The following is an 11,038-nucleotide window of genomic DNA, read 5'->3' as shown; positions in this document are numbered from 1 at the left end:
CATAGGCTTTGAAATCGCCGAAGTATTTCGTGATCGCAGCCGTCAACGTCGTCTTGCCGTGGTCAACGTGACCAATGGTGCCGATGTTTACGTGCGGTTTTGAGCGGTCAAACTTTGCCTTAGCCATGGTGGCCTCCTTGATTGTCGTGTGCGGTGCGTGACCTCACGCACCCTACGGGGTTGGTAGGGTGGGCCAGTGGCCCACCGCAGTTATGCGTATTTCGCTTGGATTTCTTCCGAGATATTGTGCGGGACCGGATCGTAATGCGAGAATTGCATCGTGAACTGGGCACGCCCCGAAGACATCGAGCGCAGCGTGTTGATGTAGCCAAACATGTTGGCCAGCGGAACCTTCGCATCAATCGCGATGGCATTGCCGCGCTGTTCCTGGCCAGACACCTGACCACGACGCGAGGTCAAATCGCCAATGACGTTGCCGGTATATTCTTCCGGTGTCACGACTTCGACCTTCATGATCGGCTCAAGCAGCTTGGCGCCAGCTTTGCGCAGACCTTCACGCATGCCCATGCGGCCAGCGATCTCGAATGCCATGACGCTGGAGTCAACATCGTGGAACTTACCGTCGATCAGGGCGACCTTGAAGTCGATGACCGGGAAGCCGGCAAGCGGGCCGCTGTCCATCACCGAACGGATACCTTTTTCAACGCCCGGAATGTATTCCTTGGGCACGGCACCGCCGACGATACGGCTCTCGAACGAGAAGCCTTCACCCGGCTCTGTTGGCGAGATGATAAGCTTGATCTCAGCGAACTGGCCCGAACCACCCGACTGTTTCTTGTGGGTATAGCTGTGCTCGACTTCGTGGCCGATCGTCTCACGGTAGGCCACCTGGGGCGCACCGATGTTGGCGTCAACTTTGAATTCGCGGCGCAGACGGTCCACCAGGATATCGAGGTGAAGTTCGCCCATGCCCTTCATGATGGTCTGACCAGATTCGATGTCAGTTTCCACGCGGAAGGACGGATCCTCGGCGGCAAGACGCGCCAGACCGGTCGACATTTTCTCTTGGTCACCTTTGGTCTTCGGCTCGACCGCGATTTCGATAACCGGATCGGGGAAGGTCATGGTTTCCAGAACAACCGGCTCTTTGGGATCGCAAAGCGTGTCACCAGTCGTGGTGTCCTTGAGACCCGCAAGCGCGATGATGTCGCCAGCAAATGCTTCTTCAATCTCTTCGCGGTTGATCGAGTGCATCATCATCATACGACCGATACGCTCTTTCTTGCCTTTGGTGGCGTTCAGAAGCGTGTCGCCCTTCTTCATCGTACCCGAATAGATACGTGTGAAGGTCAGGGTGCCGACGAAGGGGTCGTTCATGATTTTGAACGCAAGGCCCGAGAACGGCATGTTGTCATCCGCGCGGCGCGGGATGTCACGTGTTTCGGTCTCGTCGTCAGGTGAGAAGCCCATGTAATCGACAACGTCCAGCGGGCTGGGCAGATAGTCGATGACAGCGTTCAAAAGCGGCTGAACACCTTTGTTTTTAAAGGCAGACCCACACAGAACCGGGATAAAGGCGATTGCCAGCGTACCCTTGCGGATCAAGCTGCGCAGGGTGGCCTCATCAGGCTCTTCGCCTTCGAGGTAAGCCTCCATCGCGGCATCGTCCATCTCGACGGCGATCTCGATCATGTTGGCGCGCCATTCGTCAGCCTGATCCTTCAGGCTGTCGCGGATCGGTTTCTTGATCCAGCTCGCGCCAAGATCTTCACCTTCCCAGACCCACTCTTGCATGGTGACGAGGTCAACCATGCCTTCAAGCTCGGTCTCGGACCCGATCGGAATCTGGATCGGGCAGGGAATCGCACCCGTGCGGTCCTTGATCATCTTCACACAGTTGAAGAAGTCAGCGCCGATCTTGTCCATCTTGTTTACGAACACGATGCGCGGAACTTTATACCGGTCGGCCTGACGCCAAACGGTTTCTGTCTGCGGCTCAACACCTGCGTTGGCGTCAAGCACGGCAACCGCGCCATCAAGAACCGCAAGCGAACGCTCGACTTCGATGGTGAAGTCAACGTGGCCGGGGGTGTCGATGATGTTCATCCGGAACTTGGTGTCGGATGTCGCCTCGGGTGTGGGCTCTTCCTGGCGCTGCCAGAAAGTGGTGGTCGCAGCCGAGGTAATCGTGATCCCGCGTTCCTGCTCCTGCTCCATCCAGTCCATGGTGGCCGCACCATCGTGCACCTCACCAATGTTGTGGGATTTGCCGGTATAAAACAGGATCCGTTCCGAGCAGGTTGTTTTGCCTGCGTCGATGTGGGCCATGATGCCGAAGTTGCGATAGCGTTCGAGCGGATAATCGCGTGCCATGATGAATTGCCTCTAGAGGTTTACCAGCGGTAATGGCTGAAGGCTTTGTTCGCCTCGGCCATCTTATGGGTGTCTTCGCGCTTTTTAACGGCCGAACCACGGCTCTGAACGGCATCCAGCAATTCGCCGGCAAGACGCTCTTCCATGGTGTGCTCGTTGCGGCCACGCGATGCGTTGATCAACCAACGGATCGCCAGGGCTTCACGACGCTCGGGGCGCACTTCGACCGGCACCTGATAGGTGGCACCACCCACACGGCGCGAACGAACTTCGACCGAAGGCTGGATGTTTTCGAGTGCTTCGTGGAACACTTCGACCGGTGCGCGCTTGATCTTGGATTCGACCCGATCAAGGGCGTTGTAGACGATTTTCTCGGCGGCGGACTTTTTGCCGTCGATCATCAGGTTATTCATAAACTTTGTCAGAACCCGATCGCCATATTTGGCATCGGGCAGAACTTCGCGTTTTTCTGCTGCGTGACGGCGTGACATCTTTTAATCCTCTTATTTCGGACGCTTGGCGCCGTATTTGGAACGGCGCTGTTTACGATCCTTGACGCCCTGGGTATCCAGAACACCGCGCAGGATGTGGTAACGCACACCGGGAAGGTCTTTCACACGGCCGCCACGGATCAGGACAACAGAGTGCTCCTGAAGGTTGTGGCTCTCACCGGGAATATAGGAAATGACCTCGAAGCCATTGGTCAGGCGCACTTTGGCAACCTTCCGCATGGCCGAGTTCGGTTTCTTCGGCGTCGTGGTATAGACGCGTGTACAAACGCCACGTTTCTGAGGGCAACCCTGCAGGTGCTGTGACTTTGTGGTTCTGACTTTTGGCTGCCGCGGCTTGCGGATCAGCTGTTGGATCGTTGGCATTCCGGTTCTTTCCCCGTCTCTCAACACATGTGTCTGCACGCTCACACGTGCGGTTAATCAAATACATATCGCGCGTCCGCAATACGCAAAGACCGCTATCGCACCCGGTAAATTTGGGTCCGACGCGGTGGGTTTCCAGAGGATCGGGGCATAGGCCCGGATCTTGACCACTTCAGTTCTGATATCGGCGACGGGGCGACCCCCAGTGCCGGGATGGGGCGCGTATATGGGGAGTCGCAGAGCTTGTCAACAGCCCGCACCGCCCTTGCACCAAAGCCCTGCGGGTGCGATGTATCTGACACGAGAGCGGACAGCAAGCGCCGCCAGATGGAGCGTTTCAAGATGCGAGTGATCGGGATTTGCCGGTTTTCCTATCCAGCCCTTGGCGGGTTCAAGCGAATGCACGACACCGTCGAGGACCGTGAGGCTTATTTATATGCCCCAGAACGGATGGAATTGCGGTTTCGCCACTTTGAAACGCTGACCCTGCCGTCAATCGCCGGCCAGAGGCGCAAGGATTTCACTTTTCTCGTGCTGATCGGTGACAGCCTGCCGAAACCTTATCGCGACCGCCTCTATGATCTGACTTCGGGGATCGAACAGATCAAGATCATCGAAAGCGCGCCGATGCGGCACCGCCTGGCGATGCAACTTGCGATCAAGGAAGAGCTTGGCGACGACAAGACCGAATCAATCCAGTTCCGGCTGGATGACGATGATGCGGTCGGCGTTAACTTTATCCGCAGCCTGCGTTGGTTCGTCAAACACACCGCCGCGATGCGCAAGAGATGGCGTTATATGGCGATAGAGTTCAATCACGGCTTTTCGGTAAAGCTCTCGGATCAGGGCATCATGGCCGAGGATGTGCTAACCCCGTTCTGGGCCTGCGGTCTTGCGGTGCTGTTTCGTCCGGGCGATCCGCGCACGGTGATGAATTTCGCCCATCACAAGCTGCATCACAACATGGTCACGATGATCAATCCAACGCCCTATATGTATCTGCGCTCCAAGCATGACGACAATGATTCCGCCGCCAACTACAATCCCGGCCCGATGCATCCGCTGACCGACAAGGAGCGCGCCCTGTTCAAGGCACAGTTCAACGTGGACGAGGACCAAGTGAAAGCTGTCTTTTCTGCGCCGCCCTTGCACGTCGGCTGACCTGCATTTCACGGTAAAGCGTGAACAGCCCGCTGGCCACCACGATGCCCGCGCCGACAAGGGTGATGGTCTGCGGCCAGTCGCCAAACACCAGCCAGCCAAGCGCAAGCGCCCAGATCAGGCTTGTGTAGCGGAATGGCGCGATAAATCCGATCTCGCCGACCCGCATCACCATGATCGAAAACAGATAGCCGCCAATGATCATCACCGCCGCACCGCCGATCACAAGGGCCGCACGTGCATCGACCGGCGCCCAGGGCTCGGTAAGGCTGGCGAGGCCGAAAAAGGTCATGATGAACACCGAAGTGATCAAGGTCACGGTCATCGAGGGCACATCGCGCGACAGCCGCCGCGTGGCCATGTCGCGCAGGGTGACGAACGACACCGCCGCAAGGCCATAGACCGAATAGACATTGAAGCCCTCGGTGCCCGGCCGCACGATAAGCATCACGCCGACAAACCCCACCATGATCGCCAGCATCCGGCGCCAGCCCACCGGCTCGCGAAAAAACAGCGCGGCGGCAAGAGTGATGGTCAGCGGCAGCGCCTGCATGATCGCGCTGATATTGGCGATCGGCATATTGAAAAGCGCGGTGACAAAGAAATAGGCAGAGCCGATTTCACCCACCATGCGGAAAAACACCGGCCCCCAATCCTCGCGCGGCAAGCGCCGCCCCAGAACCCCCATGCGCCAGGCAATGATCGCCACCGCGATTGTGGTCACCACCCCGCGCATGAACATAACCTGAAACAGCGGGATTTCCCCGGCCAGCGTCTTGATCAGCGCATCGTTGAAGGTGAACGCCGCCATCGACGCCATCATCAGCAACGCGCCTGTTATGTTGTCCGAGCGGGCCATTTTCGCCTGTCTTTCGCGTCACGGGTCGGCGCATTGGACCCGGATCAACGGGCGATGCAAGCCTCAATTGCGCAACTGCGGCCTGCGCTTAGTCGGCCAGGGCGCTGTGCAACGCAAGGTGAAGCGCCGGGTTGGCGGCCACGACGCCGTTCACCTGCGGCACGGGATTGTTGAAGATCAATGGCCCGGCGCGGCGGTCCGAGGTCTGCGCCCCGGCCTCGCGCAGGATAAGATCACCGGCGGCAATGTCCCATTCCCAACTTGGCCGCAGCGTCAGCATCGCATCAAAGCGCCCCTCGGCCACAAGGCTAAGGCGATAGGCCAGCGACGGGCGATAGGCGCGCTTGACCTCGGGCACGATGCCGCCCTGCCAATGCTCGGGGGCATAAGTGGGTTTCGCCCCAAGAATGGACGCCCCTGCAAGGTCGGCCCGCCCGGCCGCGCGGATCGGCACCCCGTTAAGGAAGGCCCCCTGCCCCGCAGCCGCAGAATAGAGCTTGTCGCGCAGCGGCAGATAGATGACGGCGGCCACCACCACGCCTTTTTCGGCTACCGCAAGCGCATGCGCCCAGGTGTCAGAGCCCTCGATAAAGCTGCGGGTGCCGTCAATCGGATCAACGATGAAAACCCGGTCATGGCCAAGGCGCGCCGCGCCATCCTCGGATTCTTCCGAAAGCCAGCCATAATCGGGCCGCGCCGCGCGCAGGCTCTCGGCCAGCATCGCATTCACCGCCAGATCGGCCTTGGTCACCGGCCCAGTGCCATCGGGCTTTTCCCAGGGATCAATCGGCCCCTTGGCATGGCGCGTCGCGATGCGCCCCGCCTCTTGGGCGGCCTCGATCAACAGGCTCAGGTCAGGTGCCGGCAAGCGTCAGCCCCTCAACAAGGATAGAGGGCACAACCCGGCTTAGATGGGTGCGCGCATCATTGGCGGGGATCATCGCCTTGAGCATCTCAGGCAGGCTTCCGGCGATGGTGCATTCGTTCACCGCATAGGTGATCTCGCCGTTTTCCACCCAGAACCCCGCCGCGCCGCGCGAATAATCGCCGGTATTGGCGTTGATCGTCGAGCCGATCATCGAGGTCACCAAAAGCCCGGTGCCCATCTCTGCGATAAGATCATCGCGGCTCTGGCTGCCTTGGGTCAGGGCGATATTCCACGTGCCCGGCGAGGGCGGCGCAGAGGTGCCGCGCACCGCGTTACCGGTCGATTGCATACCAAGCTTGCGCGCATTCGCAAGATCAAGCGTCCAGCCCATCAAGACGCCGTTTTCGACAATCGCACGGCGACGCGTCGCCAAGCCCTCGGCATCAAACGGGCGCGACCCGCTCATGCGCGGGCGGTGCGGATCTTCGATAATCGACAGGCCCTCGGGCAGGACAACCTCGCCCATCTTGTCGCGCAGCCAGGACGAGCCGCGCGCCACCGACGCGCCATTGACCGCCGCCAGAAGGTGGCCGATCAACGTGCCGGAAATACGTTCGTCAAACAGCACCGGAAAGCTGCCTGTGGGGGGCTTGCGCGCGCCAAGGCGTTCCACCGCGCGCGCGCCTGCGCTTTGGCCAATGTCGGACGGGTCGCGCAGGTCGGCGGCGAAAACCCGGCTATCGCCATCGTAATCGCGCTCCATCCCCGCTCCTGTACCGGCAATCGCCACACAGGACAGGCCGGTATCGCTGCGCCGATAGCCGCCGGAAAACCCGTTGCTGGCCGCGATATGCACCGCGCGTCCGCTATAGGCGGCAGTGGCCGATTGCACCTGTGTCACGCCGTCCACGCCAAGCGCCGCCGCCTCGGCCTCTTGCGCCATTTGCGCCAGGGCATCGGGGGCGGGCTCATCCGCCGGGTCACAAAGTTGCAGCGCGGCGACATCCCAATCGCGGACAAGCTGATCCGGATCGGCCAATCCGACATTGGGGTCTTCGGGGGCCTCATGCGCCATGGCAACGGCCCGCTCGGCCAGTGTTCTGATCGTCTCGGGCCGGGTATCAGAGGCCGAAACATTGGCCTGTCGCCCGCCGATCAGAACGCGCAATCCGATCTCGACCCCTTCGGCGCGCTCGGCCTGTTCAAGGGTGCCGCCGCGCATGTCGATGGTGACGGAACTGCCGCGGACCGCAATGGCATCCGCCGCCCCGGCACCGGCCTTGAGGGCGGCGTCAATCAGAGCCTGGGTCAGATCATTCAGCGCTTGGGACATGGCACTCTCCTTGTTGCGGCTCAGAGGTAGACCGCGCCGCCCGGTCGCGCAAGGGTTGGGCCTGTGAAAAGGCCGCAAGCAATGCCTGCGGCCCAATCCCCGTGCAAGGCTGGCGGGGTTACCTCAGCCGCTGACCATTGGCCAGAACATGGCCCTGATCATTGACCTCGATCTTGGAATTGAGCGTATCCTCGCCCTCGCCGACAACGGCGAACATGCCCACCATCATGCGCGCGACCATGGCCTGATCCTGGGGCACAAACCCCATGGCGATGAGCCGATCCAACAGGCCGTTGCCGCCCACCAGTTTCAGATCTACTGCCCCTTCGGGGGCCGGGACGCCGTCAAAGCTTGTCAGGTCGGAATTATCAAAGGTGAACGCGCCATCCCCGGTCAGGGTGGCCCCCGCCGCCGCGACCGTCAGGCTATTGAGGCTGAGCGATTCAAGCTCGCCCGGGGTATCGCCGCTGGTGCCGAGGTCTTCCATCTGCTCGGGATCCATAAGATCGACAAAAAGCCGCCCCTTGCCGGTCAGATCAAAGGCAATTGTCGCCGGATCGCGCGGCAATTGGCCCGCCGGATCAAACAGCGACCAGATCATGTCGGAGAGGGTGAAATCGCCAAATTCCACGGCCAGGGCAAAATCCTGAACCTCTTCGCCCTGAGCCACCGGCACTTTCATGTCAAAGCCGCTGCGCGCCATGCCAAAGGTCACCGGGAACGGCAGGTCGCTACCGGTCATGGCGATGTTTATGTCACGCCCCTCTGCCTCATACTCAAGCCCGTCAGGACCGAAAACCGATCTCAGGCCACCGCCCGCAGAGGTGCTTGTGCCCTCAATCGTCTCGCCATCGCCCTCGATCCGGTAGGCGACACTGGCGTTTTCATAGGTCATGCCGCTGTCAAAGCGAAACCCGGCCTCAAGGCTTGCCACCATGTCAGTGTTGTCGATCATTGGCGGCAGGCTGACATCGCCATCAAAGGCCGCAGCGGCGATTGCGCCGGTCATCGCCAGATGGCCGCCCTCGGTCGGGTCGGTAAAATCCAGCTCATAGGTCACGGGGCCAGCTGTCATTTTCTGGCGGACATCACGGATCCCGCCTGCGTCAACGCTCTGGCTGCTGCCTTTGACATTCGCCAGGGCGACGCTGGCCGCGCCAATGTCAACCGCCTCGCCATCGACATCCAAAGTGCTCAGGCCAAGCGAAATCTCTTCGGCATCATAGACGTATTGCATCGCCTCCGGGGTGCCAGAGACCGTCATGACCAAACCACTCTGCGCAATTTCCATGGTGGCGGTCGCGGTTTTGCCCGGCTCGACCTCGGTGACAAGCGCCATCGGGGTGGTGGCGGGCAGAACGACCGACACGGTGCCATCGCCGTTCTCGACCAGGTCCATCCGGTTCATGCGCAGACTGGCAAATCCGGGGGTATCAGGCACGATGACCGTCATCGCGATATTGCTGATGGCAAGGGTATTGCCCGACTGTTGCTCGTCGCCGGTGACCTCATAGCCAAAGGTAGTAAGATAAGCCTTCCAGTCCTGCCAGACCTGATCTGCCGTGACATCAGCCAGCGCCGCCGTGCCGGACAGCGCGAAGGAAACCAGCGTCGCCGAGGCGAAGAGGGAGCGGAGAGTGGCCATGATGACACCTTTCAAGTTCAAATTCGGCCATAGCTTCGGCTGTCGGGCCGGAAGGGTCAAGTGGCGATCTGGCTGGAACTTGGGCCAGGTGCGGATTAGGTTGTGCGCAGACAAAAGAAGGGAAGACCATGAGCATGCAGGGTAAATGCGTTCTGATCACCGGCGCCAGCAAGGGAATCGGCGCCGCCACTGCGCGGGTTTTCGCCGCCGCCGGGGCCAATGTCGCGCTCGCCGCGCGCAATGGCGATGCGATCGCCGAGCTTGCCGGTGAAATCGGCCCGCGCGCCATCGCGATCCCCTGCGACGTCAGCCGCTATTGGGAAGTCGAGGCGGCCATCGCGGCCTGTCATACCGCCTTTGGTCGGCTTGACGTGCTGATCGGCAATGCCGGGGTGATTGATCCGATCACCTCACTCAGCAGCGCCGACCCCGAAAGCTGGGGCCATGCCATCGACGTCAATCTCAAGGGCGTTTTCAACGGCATGCGCGCCGCCCTTCCGGGCATGCTGGCGCAAGGGTCGGGCACGATCATCACGGTGAGTTCTGGTGCGGCCCATAATGCACTTGACGGCTGGAGCGCTTATTGCGCCTCCAAGGCGGGCGCGGCGATGCTGACCAAAAGCGCCGATCTGGAAAACCGCGATCACGGTATCCGGGTGATGGGCCTGTCGCCGGGCACGGTGGCAACCGATATGCAGCGCGAGATCAAGAAGAGCGGCGTCAATGCCGTGAGCGAGCTTGACTGGTCCGACCACATCCCGCCCGAGTGGCCTGCGAAGGCGCTATTGTGGATGTGCTCGGCGGCGGGGGATGAGTTTGCCGGTCAGGAAATCTCGCTGCGCGACGAGGGTATTCGCAAGCGCGTGGGCCTGACATGAGCGGCTCTGATCTGGTCAGCCTTAGCCGCGACGGTGGGCTCTGGACCGCAACGTTGAACCGGCCCGACAAGGCCAATGCCCTGACCGAGCAGATGTTGGCAGAGCTGGCCGATCTCGCCGAAGCGGCGCAAGAGGCGCGGGTTTTTGTGCTGACCGGCGCGGGCAAGGTGTTTTCCGCCGGGGCCGATCTAGCAGCCGCGCGTGCCGGTCTTGCCACCAGCCCCGAGTGGGAGCGCCTGTCCGGCGCGATTGCAGCGCTGCCGGGGCTTAGTATCGCCGCACTCAATGGCACGGTTGCAGGGGGCGCGATGGGCATGGTCCTGGCCTGTGACATCCGCATCGCGGTTGAGGGCGCAGGCGCGTTTTACCCGGTGATGAAGCTTGGGTTTTTACCGCAACCCAGTGACCCCGCGCGCCTTGCGGCGCTGATCGGGCCCGCGCGGGCGCGCATGATCCTTTTGGCGGGAGCGAAGATAAAGACCGAAGAGGCGCTTGGCTGGGGCCTGTTTGACAGGGTCGTGACGCGCGATGCCCTGATCGAAACGGCGCATGAGCTTGCAGAGGATGCGCTTGCCGCCAACCCCGATCATGCGGCCGCGATCAAACAGCTTTGTCTCGGCCCACACTGACATTTCGGGCTGGCAACCATTTTCTTTGAAAGAAAATGGATCAGAAAATTAGTCTAATTTTCTGCGCCCTGCGTGGCTAGCGCTTGCGCCGCCGACCCGGAGTTTTCGAGTGGAAATCGGGTGGGCGCTTGGCCACCCAGGCAATGAATTTAGCAAGACGCGGATGCGCACGCAGCGCGGGGATCGTGCTGAACCACTACCGGCTGGCGCCGGTAGGATCAGCGATGTGCTGTTCCAGGTACTGAAGATGGGGTGGTTGCCGCCCTCCCCTGACGGCATCGCAATGTGCCAAGATGGTGGTCTGTAGACCATCTAACGGAGAGGACGGCAAAATGAAGGATACAATGATTGGTGTAGATCTGGCGAAGAGTATTTTCCAGGTTCACGGGGCATTGCTGTCGGGGAAGGAACAATTCCGCAAAAAACTGACACGGCCCCAGTTCTGGAAATTCATGT

At 60.7% G+C, this 11,038-nt stretch carries 11 protein-coding genes and 1 pseudogene; 4 read left to right on the top strand and 8 right to left on the bottom strand.

The window, feature by feature from the left end:
- The 4 genes from ROG8370_RS18810 to rpsL form a co-directional block, all read right to left on the bottom strand.
- On the bottom strand, positions 1-127 hold a 127-nt coding region (locus tag ROG8370_RS18810), incomplete at its 3' end, for a GTP-binding protein (protein WP_245827227.1).
- Between the two features lie 83 nt (positions 128-210).
- Positions 211-2,334: an elongation factor G gene (gene fusA, locus ROG8370_RS18805; protein WP_085828673.1), complete on the bottom strand. Its 2,124-nt coding sequence runs from the start codon at positions 2,332-2,334 to the stop codon at positions 211-213.
- A gap of 20 nt (positions 2,335-2,354) precedes the next feature.
- Positions 2,355-2,825: a 30S ribosomal protein S7 gene (rpsG, locus tag ROG8370_RS18800; protein WP_073199276.1), complete on the bottom strand. Its 471-nt coding sequence runs from the start codon at positions 2,823-2,825 to the stop codon at positions 2,355-2,357.
- Positions 2,826-2,837: 12 nt separating this feature from the next.
- Positions 2,838-3,209 carry a 30S ribosomal protein S12 gene (gene rpsL, locus ROG8370_RS18795; protein ID WP_008281863.1) on the bottom strand — a complete coding sequence of 124 codons (372 nt, stop codon included), beginning with the start codon at positions 3,207-3,209 and terminating at the stop codon, positions 2,838-2,840.
- Positions 3,210-3,536: 327 nt separating this feature from the next.
- Between rpsL and ROG8370_RS18790 the strand changes: the two genes are divergently transcribed.
- Positions 3,537-4,370, top strand: coding sequence for a glycosyltransferase (locus tag ROG8370_RS18790; protein WP_245827525.1), 834 nt, complete (start codon positions 3,537-3,539; stop codon positions 4,368-4,370).
- Here ROG8370_RS18790 and ROG8370_RS18785 read toward each other — a convergent pair.
- From ROG8370_RS18785 to ROG8370_RS18770, 4 genes are all read right to left on the bottom strand, one after another.
- Positions 4,309-5,229: a DMT family transporter gene (locus ROG8370_RS18785; protein ID WP_085828672.1), complete on the bottom strand. Its 921-nt coding sequence runs from the start codon at positions 5,227-5,229 to the stop codon at positions 4,309-4,311. The two genes, ROG8370_RS18790 and ROG8370_RS18785, sit on opposite strands and share 62 nt — an antisense overlap.
- An 88-nt stretch (positions 5,230-5,317) precedes the next feature.
- Positions 5,318-6,097, bottom strand: a complete 780-nt coding sequence (locus ROG8370_RS18780) for an inositol monophosphatase family protein (protein ID WP_085828671.1) — start codon at positions 6,095-6,097, stop codon at positions 5,318-5,320.
- On the bottom strand, positions 6,084-7,430 hold the full coding sequence (locus ROG8370_RS18775) for a TldD/PmbA family protein (RefSeq protein WP_085828670.1): 1,347 nt from the start codon (positions 7,428-7,430) through the stop codon (positions 6,084-6,086). Before ROG8370_RS18775 ends, ROG8370_RS18780 begins: the two co-directional genes overlap by 14 nt.
- 118 nt (positions 7,431-7,548) lie before the next feature.
- Positions 7,549-9,075, bottom strand: a complete 1,527-nt coding sequence (locus ROG8370_RS18770) for a DUF2125 domain-containing protein (RefSeq protein ID WP_085828669.1) — start codon at positions 9,073-9,075, stop codon at positions 7,549-7,551.
- Between the two features lie 128 nt (positions 9,076-9,203).
- On the opposite strand from ROG8370_RS18770, the gene ROG8370_RS18765 reads away from it, so the two are divergent.
- The 3 genes and pseudogenes from ROG8370_RS18765 to ROG8370_RS21510 all read left to right on the top strand — a co-directional run.
- Positions 9,204-9,953 carry an SDR family oxidoreductase gene (locus ROG8370_RS18765; protein WP_085828668.1) on the top strand — a complete coding sequence of 250 codons (750 nt, stop codon included), beginning with the start codon at positions 9,204-9,206 and terminating at the stop codon, positions 9,951-9,953.
- Positions 9,950-10,582: an enoyl-CoA hydratase/isomerase family protein gene (locus tag ROG8370_RS18760; RefSeq protein ID WP_245827523.1), complete on the top strand. Its 633-nt coding sequence runs from the start codon at positions 9,950-9,952 to the stop codon at positions 10,580-10,582. Before ROG8370_RS18765 ends, ROG8370_RS18760 begins: the two co-directional genes overlap by 4 nt.
- A 332-nt stretch (positions 10,583-10,914) precedes the next feature.
- Positions 10,915-11,038 (top strand): annotated as a pseudogene (locus tag ROG8370_RS21510) (IS110 family RNA-guided transposase); the annotation flags it as partial.

The sequence above is a fragment of the Roseovarius gaetbuli genome (assembly GCF_900172365.1).
Lineage (GTDB): Bacteria > Pseudomonadota > Alphaproteobacteria > Rhodobacterales > Rhodobacteraceae > Roseovarius > Roseovarius gaetbuli.
The sequence above is the reverse complement of the archived record's forward strand: the minus strand, read 5'-3'. Positions and strand labels throughout refer to the sequence as shown.